Here is a 22,925-nt window from a genome sequence, read left to right as displayed (position 1 = left end):
AGTGGAAGCATGACTGAATTACGTACGGATGAAGAACAGGTTGAGATGCTGAAAAAATGGTGGTCAGAGAACGGCAAGAGTTTGCTGCTGTCTGTGATCGTCGTTGCGGGTGGCTGGTTCGGCTGGAACACCTGGCACGCTAACCAGCAAGCCAGCGGTGAAGCCGCGTCTTACCTGTTCAGCCAGCTGGCAGAAAAAGCCGCTCAGCCTGCTGCCCAGCAGACCGAAGCCGACCGTGCCGAAATGCAGGCGCTGGCCGAGCAGCTGAAGAAAGACTACAGCAGCACCACCTACGCGCAGTTCGGTTCTCTGTTCATCGCCCGTTTCGCGGCCGATGCCGGTAACTTTGACGCCGCTGCTGACGAGCTGAAAGCCCTGATCGCTACCGCCGACGAAGGCCCGGTCAAGTTCACCGCTCAGGCGCGTCTGGCCAACATTCTGATCCAGCTGGAAAAGTTTGATGATGCGCTGGCGCTGGTCAGCACAATTCCGGCCGACGCTTACGCGCCGCAGTTTGAAGAAGCCAAAGGCGATGCGCTGTTCCGCAAAGGCGAGCTGAGCGAAGCCCGTGCCGCTTACGTGCGTGCACAGGAAGCCGCGCAGAATCTGGGCCTGAACACTCAGACCCTGCAACGTAAGATCGACAACCTGGCCGCTGCCGGAGACGCCTGATGCGACATCTGCTTGTTCCTGTTCTCCTGACTGCATTTCTGGCGGGCTGTGCCAGCTCACCGGAGTCAACCGATAGCGGGGACGAGGGCAGTCTGCCGGCGCTGAACCGCCAGACTGACATCAGCATTGAATGGCGTACCTCTCTGGGCACCGGCCCGGGTGGGCGCTACACCCGTCTGCGTCCTGACGTAGCCGATGGCGTAGTCTACATGGCCGACGTTACCGGTCACGTGGCGGCGCTGGCGCTGGATGGCGGCGACGAAGCCTGGAGCATTGACCTCGGCCTGCCGGTTACCGGCGGTGTTTCCGAAGACAATGGCCAGCTGTTCGTGGCCACCATGGATGGTCTGCTGCACTGCCTGAACGCCAGCAATGGCGAAGAAATCTGGGCCAGTCAGATGACCAGTGAATCCGTGGCGCCGGTCGGTCTCGACCGCAGCCGCGTGTTTGTACACACAGTCGATGGCCGTGTTACTGCCTTTGAGCGCAGCAATGGCCGTCAGGCGTGGTCGTACGAAACCGCCATGCCGGTACTGACCGTGCGCGGCACCGCCACACCGCTGGTGCTGGACCAGCTGGTGATCACCGGCTTCTCCACCGGCAAACTGGTGGCGCTGGACAAAGTGCTCGGCGTACCGCGCTGGGACGTGCGTCTGGCCATTCCGGACGGCCGTTCTGAGCTGGAACGTCTGGTTGACGTTGACGGTTCGGCCATGGAAGACAGTGGCGTGGTGTACGCCGCCAGCTACCACGGCAAACTGGCTGCGGTGGATCTCAGTGGTCAGACCCGCTGGGAAGAAGACGGCTCGACCTACACCAGCCCGGCCATGGGTCTGGGTAACCTGTATCTGACACTGGATGACGACACCGTACAGGCGTTTGACCAGATTTCGGGTGCCAAAGTCTGGACTCAGAAAGGTCTGAAAGGCCGTCGTCTGAGTCAGGTGGTGGCCTATGGCCGCTGGCTGCTGGCCACCGATGGCGAAGGCTATCTGCATGTGATGAACCAGGTAGACGGTGATCTGGTGGGGCGCAAACTGCTGCGTCCGAATCCGCTGCACGTGAACTACCCTAATCAGACCGAAGGCGCGAACTGGAAAGCGCTGCGCGGCCGTGATCTGGGGGTGCGCAGCCCGGTGGTAACCACCGATAACGGCGTTCTGGTGTACACCAACGCCGGTGAACTGATGCTGCTGAGCATTGAGGCTGACTGAAGCCTCCTGCAGGACAGCTCGATTGATTTTTCCGGGCGTCGCACAGCGGCGCCTGTTTTATTTTTTATATGAGGTTTTCTGATCATGGTCCCTGTGATTGCACTGGTCGGACGTCCGAACGTAGGCAAATCCACCCTGTTTAACCGCCTGACCAAGAGCCGCGATGCTCTGGTAGCGGAAATTGCCGGCCTGACCCGCGACCGTAAATACGGCGAGGGCAAGGTCGGTGATAAACCCTTCATCGTCATCGACACCGGTGGTATCACAGGTGAAGAAGAGGGCATCGACGCGGCCATGGCCGCGCAGAGCTATCAGGCGATTAAAGAAGCCGACATCGTCTTCTTTATGGTGGATGTCAGCGCCGGTCTGACCAACGGCGACCGCATGATCGCTGAACATCTGCGCAAAAGCGGCAAAGAAGCTTATCTGGTGGCCAACAAGATCGACGGTAAAAACCCCGATCTGGTGCTGGGTGACTTCTACGAGCTGGGTATGGGCGAGCCACTGGCCATCGCCGCTGCTCACAACCGTGGCGTGTCGTCCCTGATTGAATACGTGCTCGGCGAACTGCCGGAAAGCGAAGACGATTACTTCCGTGAACTGGAAGGCGAAGAAGCCGAAGTACACGAAGCGCTGGATGTAAAAGGCATCAAGATTGCCGTGGTGGGCCGTCCGAACGTGGGTAAATCCACGTTGGTGAACCGCTTCCTCGGTGAAGACCGCGTGGTGGTGTACGACGAAGCCGGTACCACGCGCGACAGTATTTATATTCCGTACGAGCGTCACGGTCAGGAATACACCCTGATCGACACCGCCGGTGTGCGTCGCCGTAAGAACATTTCCGAAGCGGCGGAAAAATTCTCCATCATCAAAACCCTGCAGGCCATTCAGGACTGTCACGTGTGTATTCTGGTGCTGGATGCCCGTACCGGTATTGTTGAGCAAGACCTGCACATGCTGAGCTTCGTGCTCAACTCCGGCCGTGCGCTGGTGCTGGCCATCAACAAATGGGACGGCATGGATCAGGAAGCCAAAGACCGGGTGAAATCGGAAATCGACCGTCGTTTCGAATTCCTCACGTTTGCCGACATGCACTTCATTTCAGCACTGCACGGCACCGGCGTGGGTCACCTGTACGACTCCGTCGATCAGGCCTACCGCTCATCCATGGCCAAGTGGCAGACGAACCTGCTGACCCGCATTCTGGAAGACGCCGTCGCCAGTCACCAGCCGGCCGTGGTGCGCAACCGTCGTCCGAAACTGCGTTACGCCCACCAGGGTGGTTCTAACCCACCGATTATCGTGATTCACGGTAACCTGGCCAACGAACTGCCGGACGACTACAAGCGTTACCTGGCCAATACCTATCGCCGTGTGCTGGACATCAAAGGCACGCCGATCCGTATGGAATTCCGTCAGGGCGACAACCCGTTTGCGGAAAAAGAGAAAGAAATCCGCCACTCCAGTAAGAAACGCGCCGACGCGGTCGAACGTACCGATAACAAGCGCAAAATCAAACTGGAAAAAGCGCGTAAACAACTGCGTAAGACCTACAAAAAACCAACCTGATGGTGGGTTTGCAGTTGCGTGGTGGTTATTAAAAAGGAGCTTCGGCTCCTTTTTTGTTGGGTTTTTACGAGTAAGGGGTCGTGCGGGGTGGTCGGTAGTGACTGGGCCTTTGTGTTCTGATCGCTGTGGACTTACTAAGCTGGGTGTCCTATTGGTTGCGTCCTATTGGTTGCGTCCTATTGGTTGCGTCCTATTCGTTGCGAATTAGCACTGTTTATATATGCAGTATATTTCTGGATTTTCAGGAGATCGGGCACGCTTTACATTCGTGCTTGCTCGTTTTGTCAGCGGGTAGTAATGTAAACGTCAGATTAATCAATAGCTTATAATCCTGGTTTGCAAGTTTATGCGAGCGGCCCGCTGGAAATAACAGGTGTGCGCGTTTTTCTGGAAGGGACTTTTGAGTTATGGAAGATTTCTCAGGCTGTTCAATATGTTACGCGGGGTTTCTCGAAGGAGTCTCCCGGGATAAACGCGCACGCACACTAATAAGCTGTTAAATTTCTATGAGTGCCACCTACATCAATCATAAAGCCCTGCTCAAATCAGTTGTAGTTTCAGCAGTTCTAAGCACTGTCGTTATGTCGTTTATTTCAGGCTACGGAAAAACAATTACACCTGATGGCGCGGTGACTCACTACTACAATCTCAGTTCTGTATTTATTTGGGCGCCAATACTATTGATGGTAATGGGCCCAACAATCGTTGTAGTGGCATATTTACTGGGTATGGCACTTATCAAGAGTGGATTGTATTCATTGCCTGTTGTCACTGCTGTTGGAGCTGTAAGCGGTGGCTTGGTTATATCTGCACTGTCGGGTAACTGGCTAATGTTTTCTGAGGTTGGGTTGTATTACATCGTGGCAGGTGCGGTTTCAGCAGTTACATGCTATTTCCTGTATTCAAAATTTAACAAGTTAAACCAGCAAGGGCCTTCGGCCGGGACGCACTAAAGTGCGCCCCTGTTTAAGGCGTTATAAGCCGTGAAAACTATGAAAATCATAAAGTACGTAGCTATTGGGATGGCCCTACTCATATCAGGTATGTATGGCTGGTATCTCATGGCTACTGAGATAAATAGGCACTCTGATCTTGCAGCTACAGTAATTATTGAAGATACGCTCAGCTCTAGTGCTGCATACGATTTAGAGCAGCTTAGAAAGATAGAATTAAGTATTAGAGAAAATGAACTGGAAACAGCGTCTGGCTTAATTAAAACGCTGATTGAAAACAAAGAATGGCAGCTAAAGGCTTGTGTTACAAAACAATGCGAAATCCTTGGATATGACCGTATTGAATAAACTGCTTATAACAAGGCGCACAAGCAAGGACGCAGCAAAGCTGCGCCGCTTTGCTTGGCGTTAGGTGTATATGGGCCTGAAAACGGAAGAGTTGATCATAGAGTTTGAAGAATGTGCAGATATGCTTCGTTCATGCTCTGAGAATCATTGGGCCCAATGGCTTGAAAAAAGTGCTTCCTATTTAAAGCAAGGGCACTTCACAGGCATTGAACTCTTTGAAGGTGCATTTGGTGGTATGGGTAGCATCAACGATCTTGTGTTAACTCCAATGAACGGCCACAGTATAGATGAATCTGAAGTGGATTTTTACAATCGAAAGTTGAACGTTCACTTAAATAAGGCTCATGAGCTTATAAAGGAGATTCGTAAAAATGCAGTTTTTAAGTAGAAAACACCTAACAAGCGCCTGTTGTTTTCCGCTGAAATACGCGGCGGGACGCGCAAAAGACGCGCGCCACAAAGCCGGGCGTTAACTCGATATGAAGAAAATACTACTACTAACAATCTTCTTACCTTTAATCTCATTTGCTGATGATAAGATATGTGATGATTTCAAATGCCTATCAGAAAAATCCTTTGAGCAATATGTCCAAGATTATGAACATTGGTGGGATCTTTATTACAAGGCATCAAAGCCTGCTCTAACATGCTCTAATTTAGAAAATGTTAAAACATTTCTATTGCTCTGGTCAGGTCACACTGATGGTGAAATGTCAGAGGCATATTTTGAAGATACAGATACTATAATTCAAAATCATGCATCTTGTTTTCTTTAAGCTTTAGAGACCTCATCAGAAAAAACTAAAAATGATTTTTATAATAAATGGTGCCCGTTCAAAGACATTGATATGGTAAAATTATTAGATTCGTATTCACCTTCAACAAAAGATCAAAAATCATTAACAAGGCTCAAAGAACGTGCTAAAAAATGTCATAGTTAACAAGCACGTGGTGCATCGCCAGCAAGCTGGCTGGACTGGAACTGCTTCGCAGGCCAGCCGCACACATGGGCGTTAGGTATCACTAAGAATGAACAATAATCTAGAATTTATCTGTCATCGCTATTTCTTGTTTTTCTGGGCACCAGCGGGAGTGTGTCTCTTTTTATACGCAATATATGGCTACCTTTTTTTAAACGGTGAAATGTTAGCTTGCTTAATAATGGCTGCTATGGGTTTGTTTGCGATTTTCTCAGTAACTGGTGAAGCGCCAAAGTTGATTTTCAGTGGTCGTACATTCACTATAAATAGGTGGCTTTACAAGACAGAATACGATATTGAAGAAATTAAAAGTATTAGTTACATAACAGTTATTACTGATGGCGTTAATAACCATGACGGCATTTTGATAAAGTTTAAATCAGGTAAAACATTCAAAAACGTTTGTGCACCTGAATATACAAAGCAAGCTCAACAGTATGTGGCTGGCAAAAAAGCCTGACAAGTTTAGCCTGCCTCGCCCGTGGGAGCCGCGGGCTGCACTCGCTATCGCTCGCAGCAGCTACAGGCGTTAGGCTTGTATGAAGTATCTCAAAAAAATTTCTTTAATCGTTGCTGTGATATTATTATCGCCTTTCTTTATATATTTCGGTTTGGCTGCCAAGTCATATTTCGATGGTTGTGATCTGAAAGTATCTGATCAAGGAATTCCATCTAGATATGTTTTTAACTTTTCCGGGCGACCGAATGTATCCATTGACGACAAGTTTAATAAATTTGTTAGGTCATGGGGATCATGTCCTGAGGGCATTGAAATAGTGAACGGAGTGCGCAGGTTAATCTTCACTGACTCCGCAATCCTAAAAACAGGCGTGGACTCAATTGAACCTCATGATGATTATGTAAAGGTTAACGGGTATATGGGTATAATTACCCAAGATACGGAGTTCACGGTGAATACAGAAGGCGTGGTTTCTAGTAACAAATGGCACGGTGGTTAGCCTAACAATCACAAGCAAGGGGCCAAGTCAGGCAATCCAGACACCCACCTCAATTGCCGTCCGGCACTCCCGGTCATTCTTCCGACCTCTGACCTCTGACCTCTGACCTCTGACCTCTGACCTCTGACCTCTGACCTCTGACCTCTGACCTCTGACCTCTGACCTCTGACCTCTGACCTCTGACCTCTGACCTCTGACCTCTGACCTCTGACCTCTGACCTCTGACCCCGCGTTTCCAGCTTCAGGCTTCAAGCCTCCAGCTTCGTGCTTCCCCGGACAGCCTGCACACCTGACCCATCTGACGCTTTAGTCAGGCGGTTTCTGCGCGCCGCACTCCAGTTCCGCTTGTGCGGGGAGTAGGCTGGAAGTTCAGCCCGGCTCGCAGCGGAGGCCGACCATGTCACTCTCGATCAACTCATCCACGGTGGGAACCAGCCCGTCTGTCAGCAACCAGCAAAACCGGTTGTTTCAGCAGATCAGTTCCGCATCGCGGGTGAACAGTGCGGCGGATGATGCGGCCGGGCTGGCTATTGCCACGCAAATGGATGCCCAGTTGTCCGGCGACCGGGTGGCGATGCGCAACACCGCTGACGGTATTTCCTACGCCCAGACCGCCTCGGGCGCGCTCGATTCGGTGACGTCCAATTTACAGCGTATGCGCGAGCTGGCCGTGCAGGCCGGTAACGGTGCCTACAACGACAGCGACCGGGCGGCCTTGCAGAAAGAGTATTCGGCGCTGGCCGACGACACGCAAAACATTCTTAAAACCAGTTCGTTTAACGGCCAGTCGTTGTTCAGTAACAGTAATGCACTGAACTTTCAGGTCGGTGCCGATGCGGGTGATCAGATCAGCATTGACGGTAATGATCTGGCAGGAGCGTTAGCCGACAGCGGTGTGTTTGGCGCCTCGGTAGCGAGTCAGAGTGGTGCGGCGGATGCGCTGGCAGTGCTGGATGACAGTCTGCAGCAGGTGTCGGGCCGGCAGGCGGAGTTCGGCGCCGCGATCAGCCGCTTTGAGTCGAGCATTGACAGTACCCAGATTCAGTCAGAGAACACGGCATCCGCCCGCAGCCGCATCATGGATACCGACTTCGCCACGGCGACGTCCGAACTGACCAAAGAACAGATTAAGAATCAGGCCCAGATCGCCGTTCAGGCGCAGGCCAATGGCAATGCCCAGCAGATTCTGCGTCTGCTGGGCGGTTGATGAAGGCTGTTAACAGGCTCTGACGCTGAACACTCAGGCGCTCGGCGGTTGCGGCAGGTCACCGCGGATCATGGCGGCAATGCGTTTGATTGCACTGCGCGCTTCCGGCATCCAATCGACCGCCATCCACACGTGCATCATGCGCGGGAACACAAAGTAGTTGAGCGGAATATGCTCGGCCGCCAGCTTCTCGCGCAGTTTCACCACGTCCGGAAACAGAATATCGCCGGTACCGATGAAGATGGTCAGCGGTGCCAGATTCTTGTATTCGCCGTACAGCGGGCTGACCCGGTAGTCGTCGAGGGTGGTGCCTCGTGCCCAGGCGTTGGCTGCCAGCCGCAGACCCAGAGGCTCCAGCATCTGGTCGTACGGGTTGATCTTCAGCATGCCCGGATTATTCGACGCCAGATCCAGCCACGGGCTGAGCAGCAGCAGCTGTTTCGGCTGCGGCTGTCCGGCTTCAGCCAGGGTTTGTGCAAACGACAGGGCCAGACCGCCGCCGGCGCTGTCGCCCATCAGAATAATGTCGCCGGCAGCGTGTTCCTGCGTCAGTTGCTGCCACAGTTTGCCGACAAATTCGTGCGCGTCCTGCCAGCTGAATTCCGGTGCCAGCGGGTAGTCGGGGATGATGATGGTGGCACCGGTTTTGACGCACAGCTGACCCATCATGGTCCATTGCTGGCGCACGATGTTGCGGATGTAGGCGCCGCCATGCAGGTACAGCACTTTGATATCGTTACGGGCTTCTTTCGGGGTGAGGGTCCATACGGAGCGGCCGTCGAGGTTGGCGGTGCTGATCTGACACTGGCGTCTGACCGATGCCGGAATCGCGTCCGGCTGATGGCGGAAACGCTGATTCTGCATTTCCTCGGCGATCGACGACTTGCGTCCGATCAGGGTCAGTCCGACGCGGGTCAGACGGGAGGCAACACTTTCCGGAAAGGGATGACTGTAATGAATGGCTTCGTTCATAGCTCTGCCTTGTTGTGCTGTTGTTCTTGTTTCCTGAGTGTATGACGTCTTTGTCAGGGGCAAACGACACAGATCAAGCCAGAGTGAAAAGGCCTTATCGTCAGCAGGAAAATATCTCGCTTCTCTGCGCCTGCCGCCCGGCTACCATGGCACTCCCTTAACTACGCTCTGTCCTACAGCCGTACCATGCAGCTGATTTCGTTCGACCCCTACCGCACGCTCAACCTCGCCAACACCGAGTACCTGAAACCGGAACTGATGAACAACCACCTCGACAAACTGATCGCGGCGGACGGCGTGCTGTTCCCTCAGTACTGGCAGGTGAATCCGCTGCTGTACGGGTTGAAGAAACGGATTTTTCCGAGCCCGGCCAGTTACTACATAGGCCACGACAAGGTCGAGATGACGCGCTGTTTTGAACTGATTGCGCCTGACTGCGTACCCTGGACGGTTATCGACGCCAATACCGCCACCGCCGCGCAAGAGGTGTGGGACCGTATGCCGCTGCCGTTTGTGGCCAAGATTCCGAAAAGCAGCATGGGCAATGGCGTGTTTCTGATCGAGTCGCGTGCCGACTGGAACCGCTACCTGCAGCAGTCGCCGGTGATTTACGCGCAGGAATACCTGCCCATCGACCGCGACCTGCGCATCGTCTGGGTGGGCGACCGCATTATTGGTGGTTACTGGCGCATTCAGGCCGAGCAGGGGTTTTACAACAACGTGGCCAAAGGTGGTCAGGTGGAAACCGGTATTCTGCCGCCGGCAGCGTGTGAGCTGGTGGAGAAACTGGCGCGCAGTCTGGGCATTGATCACGGCGGGTTTGATATCGCCATGGTCGGCCATCAGCCCTATGTGTTCGAGTTTAACCGCCTGTTCGGCAATCAGGGGCTGGCCGGGATGCAGGATAAGATCGACGGTGCCATCCGCGATTACCTGGTGGCCAACTGGGATGATAACGAACCGGATAATCCGCTGACGCCGGACTTCACCGACGACCCGCAACTGCCGGAAGTGGTGTAAGCGACTGCGGAGTTTGTAACGCCGCGGACAATACAAAAGGCGACCTCAGGTCGCCTTTTTGTTGAGCCGCGTTTTACGTCAGCTGTTCAGCTGGCTGAGCTGCTTATCGAGGCGGTCGAGCTCCGCCGTGACCTGCTCGCTGGAGCGGTTGGCATCGCCGGCCAGTTGCGCCAGTGTTTGGGTGGCATCGCCAATGATGGTCAGGTTGCGGGTGATCTCGTTGCTGACCGAGCTTTGCTCTTCGGCGGCGGTGGCCACCTGACGTATGTGGTCGGCCACTTCACCTATGTTCTCGACCACTTCGTGCAGCGACTGGTGCGCATTCTGGGTCGAGTTCATGGCATTGCCGGCGCGGTCACTGCCTTTTTCTATGATGCCCACGGCGGTCTGCACTTCCTGTTGCAGGCTGGAGATCAGCGAATTGATTTCTTCGGTAGAGGCCTGCGTTTTGGATGCCAGCGTGCGGACTTCGTCGGCGACCACCGCAAAACCGCGGCCTTGTTCACCGGCACGGGCGGCCTCGATGGCGGCGTTAAGGGCCAGCAGGTTGGTCTGTTCGGCAATGCTGCGGATCACGGTCAGAATACGGCCGATGTCTTCGGAGCGGGTGGCCACCTGCATGATGGAATCGTTGGCGGTTTTCATCGACTCACTCAGTTCCAGCACCGAGTTGGCGGCGCCGGCCAGCGAACGCTGAGATTCGGTAACTGTGGAGTGAATGTGCTGCGCGCGCCCTGCGGCGTCGGAGGCAATACGCGAAACTTCGTGAGCGGTGGCCGACATCTCCTGAGTGGCGGTGACCACGTTGTCCATTTCACGCTGCTGGGCGTCGGTATTTTCGCGCGTGGTCTGGCTGATGCGTTTGTTCTCGGCGGCCATGACCCGCACTTTGCTGCTGACGTCTTTCAGCGCGTTCACCATGTCGCGCAGCTTCTGCAGAAAGCGGTTAAAGCCGCTGCTCAGCGAAATCAGCTCGGCGTGGGTATCCAGACGCAGCGTCTGGGTCAGGTCGCCATGGCTGGATGCCAGCTGGCTGACCTGGCCGTCCAGTTGCTGCAGCGGGGCAGAAATGGAGCGGATCATCAGGGTCATGACGCCAAGCGCGATGACCACCATGATCAGGGTAACGACCAGCTGCTTGCTGATCACCGCGCCTTTGGTGTCGCTGATCAGCTGCTGTTGTTTGTTGAGGGCGTTGAGCGCCACCGCCGATGGCAGTTCAATCAGCAACGACCAGGTGCTGCCCGAGGTGGTAATGGTCAGCGGATGGGAAACGAACAGGCGGTCGTCGGTTTCCAGCAGGCCGTTATTGCTGTGCAGTTTAAGCAGCTGGTCGCCCAGTTTGGGCATGGCTTCTTTCAGCGGCCGGCCGGTTTTTTCTTTGTAATGGCTGGAGGCCACGATCAGGCCCATGTCACTCAGCAGGGTCACGCGCGCCTGACCGCTGAACAGGTCGGCGCTCAGGGCTTCGGTGAGTTTCTGGAAAATGGGCAGGTTGAGGTCAACCCCGGCCAGACCGCGGAACTTGCCGCCGACCATAATCGGCACCGTCAGACTGGTCATCATTTCGCTGTAGCCGGCTTCGATTTCGTACAGGTAAGGCTCCATCAGACAAGGCTTTTTGCTGTCGCGGGAGCACAGGTACCACTCGGCTTCACGGATGCCGAATTCATTGCGGCCATCGAGATATTTTTCTTTTGGGTCTTCCACTTTCTGCTGGCTGACGGAGCCGTCGCGGTCGCGCACCCAGTAGAGCTCGAGCGAGCCGGTGGAGCCGGCCGTGTGAATCTGGGAGTCGTCGCCCAGGAATTCGCTGTCGCGGCCGTCGAAGCCATTGGGTTCGAACTGGGCGTAGGTAGAACTGATGTCCGGGTTGGCTCGCAGCAGGTCGCCGAGCATGTTGCTGACCGAGCCGCGCGACAGCTGGTCGTCGTCGGACTGAATGCTGCCTTCTATCATTTTCGCCATCACCACCGGAATGCGGTAGGCGCCGTTAATAAAGCCGCTGATCTGTTCGCCATAGGCGCGGGCGCTGGTTTTCAGGCGGTTGATGGCGGCTTCGTGCAGGTTCTGGTAGGTCTGTTCGCTCAGTTCGTCACTCAGGGTGGTGATGCCACGGTAGGTCTGGAAGGTGAGTACCAGAGCGATGATGACCACCATGGCCAGAACGAGGGAAAGCAGTTTGGTTTTGAGTGGCAGCGACTTCATCAGCTGGCTCCGCATAATTCATACAAAGATATGAACCAGTATAGGAAAGGCCCGTGATTGTGCAGAAAATATGCAAGGTCTGGCCAATATTGGCCTGTCTGTCACATTGTCAGTTAAAACAGCAGGTTATCGTCGTTATCGGCGGCGAATTTGAAATACGAGATTTCACCCTGCACGGCTTTGGCTACCTGATCGAGATTCTCGGCGGCAGAGGCAATGCGGTCGGCGGAAGCGGCATTACGGTCGCTCATGTCGGCGATACTGGCGATTTTATCCTGAATATCCCGCATGGCTTTTTCCTGCTCCAGCAGCGCTACGTTGATGATGCCGACCTGAGTACCGGCCTTCAGCGATTCGTTACTGATTTCACTCATGGCGCTGGTCACCTGCGCCGACAGTTCGAGGCCGGCATCCACATGACGGGCGTTGTCTTCGATGCTGGCTACGATCGCTTCGCTGTTGTTCTGAATGTCGCCGATCAGGGCGGCGATCTCGCGGGTGGCGGTGGCGGCGCTTTGTGCCAGCTTGCGCACTTCATCGGCGACCACGGCAAAGCCGCGCCCGGATTCACCGGCGCGCGCGGCTTCAATGGCGGCGTTCAGCGCCAGCAGATTGGTCTGATCTGAGATGTTGCGGATATCGCCCACCAGATGGCCGATGCCGGCGGCGTGTTCACTGAGGCGGGCAACCAGCGCCACCGAGGTTTGCACCGACTGCTGGGCATCGGTCATTTCAGCGTTCATGCGGGCAATGCAGTCGCGGCCCTCCACCGAGCGCTGACGGGTGCGGCGTGACTGCTCGGACGCCTCGGTGGAACGGGCGGCGATCTGGGCGGCACTGGCGGTGATCTGTTCAACGTTGCTGGCGATGGCGTTAGTGGCGTCCGACTGCTGCTGGCTGTGATCCGACATGTCCTGAGCCTGCTGCCGCAGCTGACCGAAGGCGGTGAGCATCAGCCACACCTGACCGTTCAGGCTGGTGGCGACCTCGGTCCAGCGCACGCGCATGGCGGCAAACTGAGCAAACAGGCTGGTGGTGTCACCGGGTTTCAGGGTGATGGCCTGCGCCAGATCGCCATTGGCCAGCCTCTGCGCCAGCGCGACGCCATCGGCCGGCTCTCCACCGAGTTGTTCAAACACCTGTCGGTAGAGTTTGTAGCCGACGAACACAGAACCGGCGGCCATGGCCAGCGCCAGCAGAATACAAACGTCGCGGATCATGGCCAGCAGATCGTCGACGTTGCGTACCGCCGCGGCCTGCTCGGCGGCAATCTCGGTGGCCAGATGGTCGACCACCTGTTGCAGCTGGTCGGAACGGGCGTCGAAACCATCCGCACCTTTCATGATCTGGTTACCTTCCCGCTGGCTGTGGCTGTACGCCTCGACCATGTCTACGCCGGTATCGAACAGACGCTGGGCATCCTGACCAATTTCACGGGTGTCGGAAGCCAGTGACGGGTCCAGTTCGCTGATGGTGCTCAGGCATTGCTGCAGCGAGTGCAGGGCTTTGCTGGCGTCTTCGGTTCCGTCGCTGGCACCGGTCACGGCGGAATCCGTCAGGTATTGCTGAATCTGAACGATGTCGTATTTCGCCAGCCCAAGCTGGTCGACCAGAATGTCGGTGACTTCGTGCTCGTGATGGCTGTACTCCTCGGCTTTGGTGAGCAGCACAGTAACGACCACCGCCAGCAAGCTGGTGGTGACCAGAGACAGGGCGACAAAGCCAATCAGAAACGGCTTAAGACGCTTGTGGGATTCCGTTGACGAGGGCATGGGAACAACCGAAAGAGTGTCCCAAAAGTTTAGCCGAGGCTGGTTATCTGTCGAATGTCGTAGTGAACCGGCCGCGTGGTTTGGCGTGACCAGAAGGCCCCTGCCTCTGCGTGCTGTTAAGGTCGGGAGCTCCGCGTGCGTGCAAGGCCAGAAACCTAACGCCCTTTAAACTGCGCTTCGCGCCGTTCCATAAAGGAGCGCACACCTTCCATGGCGTCTTCGCTTTTCATCACGCCCGGCATGTCGTTAAACACGCCGTTAAGGGCGGCGGTATCGCCATGCAGGCGTGCGGTCTTGGACGATTTCAGCGCGGCTTTTACTCCCAGCGGAGCCGCAGCGGCGACTTTTTTCGCCAGTTCGCGCGCCCGGTTCTGCACATCAGACGCATCGGCCAGTTCGGTGATCATGCCCCAGTCGAAGGCCTGCTGGCCGGTGAATTCATCGCCGGTGAGCAGGTAACGCTGCGCCCGCGCCCAGCCGATTTCTTCAGGCAGACGCACAGTGCCTCCGCCGCACGGATAAATACCGCGTTTTACTTCCAGCTGAGCAAAACGCGCATCGGCGGTGGCGACGCGCATATCCGTGTTGAGCAGTAATTCGAGGCCCGAGGTATAACAGATGCCCTGTACCGCCATGATCAGCGGCTTGGTCAGCATTTCACCGTTAATGCCGTACGGGTCGAGGTGCTCTGGTGGTAATTCCGGCACTGTGCCTTTGGCGAAAATGGGTGCCCACTTTTCCAGTTCCAGACCGGCGGTGAAATGTTTGCCCGCGGCCTGAATGACGCCCACGCGCAGGTCGTCATCGTGCTGCAGACGGTACAACGCCTGGGCCAGCAGATAAAAACTTTCCGGGTCGAGGGCGTTCATTTTTTCCGGACGATTAAAGGTAATGGTCAGGATGTGTTCGCTGGCTTCTACTATTACTTTTTCGCTCATGGTCATTCCCTCAGAACCAGTCGTTTTTCATATCGAGACAAGTGCGGTCGAAGCTTTGCAGCAGACGCGCCTGATGCTGAATTTCCGGCAATTCCCAGCGGATAAAATACTGGGCGCTCTGCACTTTGCCGGCCACAAAAGCGATATCGTCGGCTGCCGCAGAGGCGCTGTAGGTATTAATGGCTTTATCGGCCATTTCCAGCCACAGCCAGCCAATAATGGTTTTACCCATCATGTCGAGGTACAGGGCCGAGTTGGCCAGCGCTTCGTTAACCTGACCTTTCTGCAAGGCACCGCCGAGCAGCAATGTGGTTTCCTGCACGGTTTTTAATTGCGCCTGATATTCGCCAACCAGACCGGCCAGCTCGTCTTTTTGTGCAGCGGACGCCAGGGTTGCATGAATGCGCGCCATCAATAATTTCAGGCCTTTGCCGTTGTGTTGCCACAATTTACGGCCGAGCAGATCCAGCGACTGAATGCCGTGAGTGCCTTCGTGAATCGGATTTAAACGGTTATCGCGGTAGCACTGCTCAACCGGATATTCGCGGGTGTAACCGGCACCGCCGAGAATCTGAATGGCCAGATCGTTGGCGCGCGGGCCGTAATAAGACGGGAAGGATTTCACCACCGGCGTCAGCAGGTCGAGCAGGATGCCGCTGTCTTCACGTGCTTTTTCGTCGGCGCCGGCTTCCTGTTCATCGACCAGACGTGCAGCCAGCAGACACAGCGCCAGAGATCCTTCGACGTAGGATTTCTGCGCCAGCAACATACGGCGTACGTCGGCGTGCTCGATAATATTCACCGGCTTACTGAACGGATCTTTTTCCATTGGCTTGCGGCCCTGCGGACGGTTGCGGGCGTAATCCAATGACTCGAGATAACCACGGTAGCCGATCATGGCGGCACCTAAGCCCACGCCGATACGGGCTTCGTTCATCATTTTGAACATGTACATCAGGCCTTTACCGGCCTCGCCAATTAAATAGCCGACGCAGCTGTCTTTTTCACCGAAGCTTAAAACGGTGGACGTAGTCCCGCGGTAACCCATTTTGTGCAGCAGGCCAGCCAACTGTACGTCGTTGCGTTCGCCCAGGGTGCCGTCATTGTTGGTGAGGAATTTCGGCACGATAAACAGCGAAATACCTTTCACGCCTTTGTCGGCACCTTCGATACGCGCCAGCACTAAATGCACGATGTTTTCGGTGATGTCCTGATCGCCACCCGAGATAAACATTTTCTGGCCTTTTATGCGGTAGCTGCCGTCATCCGCCGGGCTGGCTTTGGTGGTCAGGTCGCCCAGGGAGGAACCCACGTCCGGCTCGGTCAGCGCCATGGTGCCGGAGAAACGGCCGCTGAACATATGCGGCAAAAAGGTCGCTTTCTGCTCGTCGTTACCGAAGGCGTGAATCACGTTAGCCGCGGCACTGGTCAGAAACGGGTAACCGGCGGTGGATGGGTTGGCCGACATAAAGAAGGCGTTGGCGGCGGTGTGAATCAGCGCCGGCAGCTGCATACCGCCATCTTCAAAACTGTGGCGCGCCGACAGCAGACCGGAATTGGCGAAGTGCGCCCAGGCCTCTTTTACTTCGGGAATGGTGCTCACGGTTTTGCCGTCGAACTGAGGTTCGTGCTCGTCGGCTTTGGCGTTATGCGGCTCAAAGTAGTCGGCGGCAATGCGTTCGGCGGTGTTCAGAATGCCGTCGAAGGTGGTGCGGTCATGGTCCTGAAACTGGCTGAGTTCGGTGAGTTGTTCGGCCTGAAACACGCTGTACAGCAGGAATTCCAGATCTTTGTTGTTCATCAGATGGGCCACGGTTCGTCTCCGGATAGCGGTCGGTTTGTCTCTTTTAACCAGTATCGGGCTTGTCATGCCGTTCGTTAATCGTCAATATAGCCACACTTAGTGTGAAATGTGACATGAAACAGCGGGAGACAGGCGCCATGGCGGAAATGCTCAACATCGTGATTGCCGGATTTGATAAGGCGCTGTCGTCGGCCATGACCGGCGTTGCCGATCTGTTTGGCCTCGCCGGCGTGACCTGGAACCGCATTCAGGGTCAGCAACCCGAGCGTCTGTTCAATGTGCGCATCGCCAGTCCCGACGGCGGGCCGATCCGCTGCATTAATGGCATTCAGCTGCTGGCGCACATGAGCTATGACGAGGTACAGAATGTCGACGCCATTGTGGTGCCGACCATCGGCGGTCCGGTGGAAGACGTGGTTGACGCCAATCCGCGTCTGCTCGATCTGCTGCGCCGTGCCAATGACGCCGGCTGGACCATTGCCGGCAACTGCACCGGTAATTTTCTGCTGGCCGAAGCCGGCATTCTGAAAGGCAAAAGTGCCACGACGCACTGGGGCTTCCGGGAACAGTTCGCCGCGCGTTATCCGGATGTGGAATTAAAAGCCGACCAGCTGATTACCCGCAGCGATCATATTTATTGCGCCGGTGGTGGTCTGGCGTGGTTCGATCTGGGCCTGCACATGATTGAACGCAGCTACGGTTTTGAAACCGCCATTCAGACCGCCAAAGCCTTTGTGATTGATTACCGCCGCGACAGCCAGTTGAGCTATTCGCTGATGCGTCTGGCCAAACCGCACAAAGACGATCTGGTGAAGCAGGTGCAGGTGTGGCTCGAGGAGCATTACGCCGGTAATTTCACCGTCGATGAACTGGCCGACCGGTTCAGTGTGTCCAAGCGCACGTTAATCCGTCGCTTTAACGCCGCCCTCGATATGCCGCCGAATACCTATGTGCAATCCATCCGCATTGAAGCGGCGCAGAAGTTACTGGAAGAAACCGACCGCACGGTGGATGTGGTGATGAACGACGTCGGCTACGAAGACGCCAGTTCGTTCCGCCGTTTATTCCGCAAAAAAACCGGCTTAACACCGACCGAATACCGTCGTCGTTTCAGCCGCCGCTTCTGATTTTTTATCAGGCCAAGCGCAAGGCATTTGTCAGGTTTGTATAAAGTTCCGGGGTTTTCCCCGGACTTTTCTTTTGAAAGTGTAAGTTAAGCCGTCGCTGTCTGGGCGCGCTGGAACAGGCCGTGTACTTTTCGGGCAATTTCATTGCCTGAATCTTTCATTGCCTGAATCATGGCCCTATTGAGCAGTATTCCGCCGTTATTTGCCTGCTTGCAGGCGTTTCATGCCCCGCACAGCTGCCCGGCTTTTCTCCGGGCGTTCAGCCTGACTGTCATCGGCCGCGTTTTTCGTTCTTTTTCTGGCAGCCGCCTTTGGGGGTGTCTGTTGCCGCTGCTGGCCGCACATCAGGCAGCGGCGTACGACTTCGACTGGTTGTATAAAACGGAACTCACCGTCACCACAGACTCTGCTCATAGCGATTATTACGTGCGTCTGGCTCTGGACAGCGATGATCTGTATTCCGGCTACAGCTGGTCGGAAGATGGCGCGGATCTGCGCATTGTCGATGACGACGAGACCGAACTCGATTTTTATATTGAAAGCTGGAGTTCGTCCGGCAGTGCGGTGGTGTGGGTGGTGGTGCCGGAGTTAACCGCAGCAACGGCTCAGACGCTGTATTTGTATTACGGCAATACCGAAGCGGCATCGGCCGCCAGCGCAGAAGCCCCGCAACAGTCCGGCATTCTTTATCACAGCCGCTACAGCACGGGCGATCCGTCCAGTCTGGCAACGGCGCTCAGTCTGTTTGCCGCATCGGCCGATGGCACATCAGGTTATGGCAGCACGCTGTTGACGGCCTTCACCAGTGTTTCTAACTCAACAGTGATCAGCGGTGGAGCGAGCATCAATTTTCTGGTCTATTCCCTGAGTACGTTTACAGCAACGACTGCGGGCAGCTGGTCGTTCCGCGTGGGCGTCGATTTTGGCCGCGGTGGTGCTTTATACGTGGATGGTGTCGCTGTTGAGGAGCAGTGGAGCACGGATATGTGGTGGGGGGCGGATTGGACGTCGGAATATGCAACGGCCACGAATATTCTGCAGGGAAGTGCAACGCTGAGTGCTGGCCAACACACGCTGATGTTAATCGGTGCTGAGGACGGCAGTGGCGGTGTTATGGCCATGGAATACTTGCCACCAGGCGGAAGCACCTGGATGGCGTATTCCACGGCCAATCTGACCATTACCTCGTACAACCAGTACCGGGATGATGAAGACCCGGATGTGGTGATCGTCAGTTCCGGGCGTAACCTGACGGAAGGCGTGGATCTGGTGGTCAGTATGGCGCCAGCATCGGTGAACTGGCTGTATGGCAGCGGCGAAACCATCAGCGTTGTGATCAGCGCGGCCAATATGGGGACGCAGACTCTGACCAGTACGGTGTCGGTCAGTTACGCTATGGCCAATGGTCTTAGCGGTAGCGGGTACACTACTGCCGGAGGTTGGAACTGTACGCTTTCAACCAATAGGCGGACCTACACCTGTACAAACTCCACGGATATTGCCAGCGGTGGGAGCCTTACCCCCCTGACTCTGACGATGACGGTGGCGACTAGTGTAACGGCGGGCGACACCAAGACTTATTCTGTCGCGGGCAGTCTGACCAGTTCGGGTAGCACAGGTGGGGGCGGGCCTGGTAGCGGCGGTCAAACAAGCGTTCAGACAGACGCCGACACCACCAACAACACAGCCTCCGGCACTGTGGCTATTATTGACGCCGATTTTGCTCTTGAGGCGTCCGGTACCGGCAGCTGCAGCGGAACGCTGACGTCCGGTTTATTAGCGCGCTTTTTTGATGCTACGGCCTATGGCAATACCTTTGCTGCCAGTGCCAGCGACTTCCAGACCATGGTCGGCACCTACAGCACCAGTGAGCATTTAGTGGGGCAGACACTGGTGGACGATATTAATGAAAATTATAACGGTAACCCGTTTGACACGGCCGAAGAATCGGGCGGCAATGAAAATTATTTTCTTGCCCTGCTGCAGGGCTATCTGTACGTCGCCAGCGATGGTGTTTACGGCATCAGTCCGGACGGCGATGACATTGTCGAGATCTGGCTCGACGATGAGCTGATCAGCGGCATTTACGGGAATCATCGCGGTGTAGTAGGCGAAGGCACGTATTCGGCCGACGTCTGGCTGGCCGCGGGTTACCACAAGCTGGAATTCCGCCATCATCAGACCTTGTATGGTCAGGCCCGTTATTTGTACTGGGATGATGGTTCGGGCTGGGCGCCGGTGGATGAAAGCCTCTTATTCCAGTGTGACGGCATCAGCGGTCTGAGCATTAGTTCGTCGGTCAGTGTGCTGAGCGATCCGGTGAACGGCAGTGATAATCCGAAAGCCATTCCGGGTTCTGTGCTGACCATTGATGTGCTGGCGGAAAATACCGGCACGCTCAGTTCCGATCCGGATTCCACCGCAGTGATTCAGGCAATTGATACCGGCATGGCGTTTTATGCCGGCACATCGGGCAGCAGCCCGGTCACCTTCACCGATGGCAGCGGTGACAACGCCAGTGGTCTGACCCTGAATTTCTCGTCGTTGTCTGACAGCGCCGACGGGCTGGATTTCTCTGATAATGACGGTGTGAGTTTCGACTACACACCTGCGCCGGACAGCAATGGTTACGATGCGGCCATTACCCATTTCCGTCTGACGCTGAGCGGCAGTCTGAAGCCGGCTTTTGGTACGTTAAACCCGCAATTTGAATATCAGTATCAGGCGCAGGTGCAGTAGCGCCCGGCGTGCTCAGGTTGGTCAAAGACTGACAAAACAGGGCAGAAGACCCGTGTTTACGTTTCCTGTACTATCGCCGGAAACGTTCACTGAGCGCTGTTTATGCTGTATCGGTTTCTGTTTCTGCTGGTGGTTCTGCTGCCGCTGCCCGCGTCGGCTTACTGGGACGATAACTGGGGGTTCAGAACCACGGTATCGGTGCGCAACACGGCCAGTCAGAATCTGACCGATTATCAGGTGTTGCTGACCATCAGCAGCAGTAATCTGAGCTCGCAGTACAGCTGGAGCAGTGATGGCCGCGATCTGCGCATTCTCGACAGTGACGACAGCAGCCAGCTTAATTACTGGATCGACAGCTGGGACAGCACCAATAAAACCGCCCAGGTGTGGGTACGTTTCCCGACCCTGACCGCATCGGCCACCCGCACCATTTATCTCTATTACGGTAATACCAATGCCACGGCAGCTACGCAGGCGCCGCCGGTATTCACCTACACGGGTATTAAATTTCACACCCGTTACATCACCACCAACCCATCCGGTAAAACGCAGGCCTTCAGTCTGTTTAATGCCCAGAACGACACCCGCAGCGGCTACGGATGCAAGTTTATTTCTGATTTCACCAACATCACCAACCACGGCAGCTTTACCAATGGCGCCTATGGCAACTTTATTGCCTATTCGCAAAGCTACTTTTATGTCGATACCGCGGGCACCTGGTATCTGCGCTACGGGGCGGATTTCGGTTGGGGGGGCGGCCTGTACGTCGATGGCGTGGCGCTCGAAGAACAATGGAGTGACGACCTGTGGTGGAACGGCAGCTGGCCGTTGCGCAACAGCACGCAGATTTTATACGGCAGCGCGAATTTATCCGTCGGCTACCACAAGCTGGAAATCATCGGGGGTGAAGGCGGCAATGACGGTGGTATTTCCGCTCAGTTCTGTAAACCTACCGGTAGCTGCAGCAGCGCTACTCAGAACAATCAGCAATGGCAGGCCTTCAGTACCGCGAATATTGATATCCGTTCGTATGCCTGTCCGGTTTCTGACCCAGTAATTACCTTTGGTGCCACGGAAACCCGGGTGCTCGATCTGGCGATTACGGCAACGCCGCCCACTGTCTGGGTGGTGGGTGCCGCACGGGATCTGGTTCTGAATGTGACGAATAACGGGCCGCAAACGGCGAAAACCGGAACCACAGTGACCGTGACCCTGAGCGCCCAGCTGGTACTGGATCAGGTCAGCGGCAACAACTGGAGTTGCAGCGGAACCTCGGGCACCCTGACCTGCACCTATTCGGCGACGGCCGTATCCGGCGCTTCGTTGGCGGCACTGACGCTCGGACTGCGGGCCACCGGCACCAGTCCATCCAGTGGTACCTATTCGGCGGTGGTATCCACAGTGCAGTACGACAGTGTGTCGGCCAATAACAGCGTCAGCGGCAGTAAAACGGTCAGCAGTCTGATTTTGCCGGGTGGCACCAGCTGCGCCAGCCCCAGTGCCGGTTTATGGACACGTTTTTTCAACACGCAGACCAGCAGCGTGAATTATCCGGCCAACGCCAGCCAGTATCAGACCATGGTGAATACTTTCGCCAATGAAACGTATCTGGACGGTCAGACCCTGCGCAATAATGTGAATGGCACGGGAAACCCGTTCGACAACCGTGCGGATAATTATTACCTGACCTTGTTTCAGGGCTATCTCTACATTCCGTCGGACGGCAGCTGGGGGCTGGCGCTGGACGGTGATGATGCCACCGAGCTGTGGCTCGACGATGTGTTGCGCACGTCGCGCTATAACGGCAACAGTGCCAGTAATTCTGCCCAGAACTGGGTAACGCTCGGACTGGCGCGTGGTTACCACAAATTTGAATTCCGCCATCAGGAGTACGACGGTGGCGACAGCTATTACGCTTACTGGCGGCAGGGCACATCGGGTACGGGCAGCCTTATTCCGGCGGCGAATTTTGTGCAGTGCGATGGCATTTATAATCTGCAATTGACGCCGTCGCTGGTCGTGCTCAGCGACCCGGTCAACGGAACGACGAATCCGAAAGCGATTCCCGACGCCGTCGTGCAGCATACGGTGGTGGTGCGGAATCTGGGCAGTCTGAATTCCGATACCGGCACTACGCAGCTGGTGCAGGCCGTCGACAGCAGTGACCTTTATATAGGCGATGGCTCCATAAGCCCGGTGACTTACACCGACGGTACGGGTGTGCAGAGCAGCGGCCTGACCTTCAGTTTTGCCTCGGGACTCCGATATTCCTGCGACGGTGGTCTGACCTTTGGCTGTTCACCCACGGCCGATGCCGACGGTTTTGCCGCCGTTACCCATTTCCGCATGACCTTCGACGGCAGCCTTAAGCCGAAACTCAATACGCTGGATCCGCAGTTTACTTACCAGTACCGGGTGCGCCTGCGCTGAGCAGGCGCTTTCT

At 55.7% G+C, this 22,925-nt stretch carries 18 protein-coding genes; 13 read left to right on the top strand and 5 right to left on the bottom strand.

The window, feature by feature from the left end; translation table 11 throughout:
- Window positions 1-9: 9 nt before the first annotated feature.
- From ACQUQU_RS10195 to ACQUQU_RS10155, 9 genes are all read left to right on the top strand, one after another.
- On the top strand, window positions 10-672 hold the full coding sequence (locus tag ACQUQU_RS10195) for a YfgM family protein (protein WP_430459575.1): 663 nt from the start codon (window positions 10-12) through the stop codon (window positions 670-672).
- Window positions 672-1,886, top strand: a complete 1,215-nt coding sequence (bamB, locus tag ACQUQU_RS10190; protein WP_430459574.1) for an outer membrane protein assembly factor BamB — start codon at window positions 672-674, stop codon at window positions 1,884-1,886. The genes ACQUQU_RS10195 and bamB overlap by 1 nt, the downstream gene beginning before the upstream one ends.
- An 84-nt stretch (window positions 1,887-1,970) precedes the next feature.
- Window positions 1,971-3,455, top strand: a complete 1,485-nt coding sequence (gene der / locus ACQUQU_RS10185; RefSeq protein WP_430459573.1) for a ribosome biogenesis GTPase Der — start codon at window positions 1,971-1,973, stop codon at window positions 3,453-3,455.
- A 506-nt stretch (window positions 3,456-3,961) separates the two neighbouring features.
- The gene (locus ACQUQU_RS10180) at window positions 3,962-4,408 is read left to right on the top strand and encodes a hypothetical protein (RefSeq protein ID WP_430459572.1); all 447 of its coding nucleotides are present in this window, start codon (window positions 3,962-3,964) and stop codon (window positions 4,406-4,408) included.
- A gap of 30 nt (window positions 4,409-4,438) precedes the next feature.
- Window positions 4,439-4,756 carry a hypothetical protein gene (locus tag ACQUQU_RS10175; protein WP_430459571.1) on the top strand — a complete coding sequence of 106 codons (318 nt, stop codon included), beginning with the start codon at window positions 4,439-4,441 and terminating at the stop codon, window positions 4,754-4,756.
- A gap of 70 nt (window positions 4,757-4,826) precedes the next feature.
- Complete coding sequence (locus ACQUQU_RS10170) at window positions 4,827-5,144, top strand: DUF6966 domain-containing protein (protein ID WP_430459570.1); 318 nt, start codon at window positions 4,827-4,829, stop codon at window positions 5,142-5,144.
- 641 nt (window positions 5,145-5,785) lie between these two features.
- On the top strand, window positions 5,786-6,196 hold the full coding sequence (locus tag ACQUQU_RS10165; RefSeq protein WP_430459569.1) for a hypothetical protein: 411 nt from the start codon (window positions 5,786-5,788) through the stop codon (window positions 6,194-6,196).
- A gap of 79 nt (window positions 6,197-6,275) precedes the next feature.
- Entirely contained in the window at window positions 6,276-6,695 is a 420-nt protein-coding gene (locus tag ACQUQU_RS10160; RefSeq protein ID WP_430459568.1) for a hypothetical protein, read from the top strand.
- A 397-nt stretch (window positions 6,696-7,092) separates the two neighbouring features.
- The gene (locus ACQUQU_RS10155) at window positions 7,093-7,902 is read left to right on the top strand and encodes a flagellin (protein ID WP_430459567.1); all 810 of its coding nucleotides are present in this window, start codon (window positions 7,093-7,095) and stop codon (window positions 7,900-7,902) included.
- 33 nt (window positions 7,903-7,935) lie between these two features.
- On the opposite strand, the gene ACQUQU_RS10150 is transcribed toward ACQUQU_RS10155, so the two are convergent.
- Window positions 7,936-8,874 (bottom strand): alpha/beta hydrolase, encoded by a 939-nt coding sequence (locus ACQUQU_RS10150; protein ID WP_430459566.1) that lies wholly within the window; start codon window positions 8,872-8,874, stop codon window positions 7,936-7,938.
- A gap of 186 nt (window positions 8,875-9,060) precedes the next feature.
- On the opposite strand from ACQUQU_RS10150, the gene ACQUQU_RS10145 reads away from it, so the two are divergent.
- Window positions 9,061-9,894 carry an ATP-grasp domain-containing protein gene (locus tag ACQUQU_RS10145; RefSeq protein ID WP_430459565.1) on the top strand — a complete coding sequence of 278 codons (834 nt, stop codon included), beginning with the start codon at window positions 9,061-9,063 and terminating at the stop codon, window positions 9,892-9,894.
- Window positions 9,895-9,972: 78 nt separating this feature from the next.
- On the opposite strand, the gene ACQUQU_RS10140 is transcribed toward ACQUQU_RS10145, so the two are convergent.
- From ACQUQU_RS10140 to ACQUQU_RS10125, 4 genes are all read right to left on the bottom strand, one after another.
- Window positions 9,973-12,102: a methyl-accepting chemotaxis protein gene (locus tag ACQUQU_RS10140; RefSeq protein ID WP_430459564.1), complete on the bottom strand. Its 2,130-nt coding sequence runs from the start codon at window positions 12,100-12,102 to the stop codon at window positions 9,973-9,975.
- A gap of 113 nt (window positions 12,103-12,215) precedes the next feature.
- Window positions 12,216-13,874: a methyl-accepting chemotaxis protein gene (locus tag ACQUQU_RS10135; protein WP_430459563.1), complete on the bottom strand. Its 1,659-nt coding sequence runs from the start codon at window positions 13,872-13,874 to the stop codon at window positions 12,216-12,218.
- 155 nt (window positions 13,875-14,029) lie between these two features.
- On the bottom strand, window positions 14,030-14,812 hold the full coding sequence (locus ACQUQU_RS10130) for a crotonase/enoyl-CoA hydratase family protein (RefSeq protein ID WP_430459562.1): 783 nt from the start codon (window positions 14,810-14,812) through the stop codon (window positions 14,030-14,032).
- A gap of 10 nt (window positions 14,813-14,822) precedes the next feature.
- Window positions 14,823-16,625 (bottom strand): acyl-CoA dehydrogenase, encoded by a 1,803-nt coding sequence (locus ACQUQU_RS10125; RefSeq protein ID WP_430459561.1) that lies wholly within the window; start codon window positions 16,623-16,625, stop codon window positions 14,823-14,825.
- 104 nt (window positions 16,626-16,729) lie between these two features.
- On the opposite strand from ACQUQU_RS10125, the gene ACQUQU_RS10120 reads away from it, so the two are divergent.
- The 3 genes from ACQUQU_RS10120 (at window position 16,730) to ACQUQU_RS10110 (ending at window position 22,912) form a co-directional block, all read left to right on the top strand.
- Entirely contained in the window at window positions 16,730-17,743 is a 1,014-nt protein-coding gene (locus ACQUQU_RS10120; RefSeq protein ID WP_430459560.1) for a GlxA family transcriptional regulator, read from the top strand.
- Window positions 17,744-18,067: 324 nt separating this feature from the next.
- On the top strand, window positions 18,068-20,482 hold the full coding sequence (locus ACQUQU_RS10115) for a CCXG family PEP-CTERM protein (protein WP_430459559.1): 2,415 nt from the start codon (window positions 18,068-18,070) through the stop codon (window positions 20,480-20,482).
- 102 nt (window positions 20,483-20,584) lie between these two features.
- The gene (locus ACQUQU_RS10110; protein WP_430459558.1) at window positions 20,585-22,912 is read left to right on the top strand and encodes a DUF2341 domain-containing protein; all 2,328 of its coding nucleotides are present in this window, start codon (window positions 20,585-20,587) and stop codon (window positions 22,910-22,912) included.
- Window positions 22,913-22,925 lie beyond the last annotated feature (13 nt).

This window comes from Thalassolituus sp. LLYu03 (assembly GCF_050507655.1).
Taxonomy (GTDB): domain Bacteria; phylum Pseudomonadota; class Gammaproteobacteria; order Pseudomonadales; family Oceanobacteraceae; genus Venatoribacter.
This window is presented reverse-complemented; position numbering and strand designations above follow the sequence as displayed.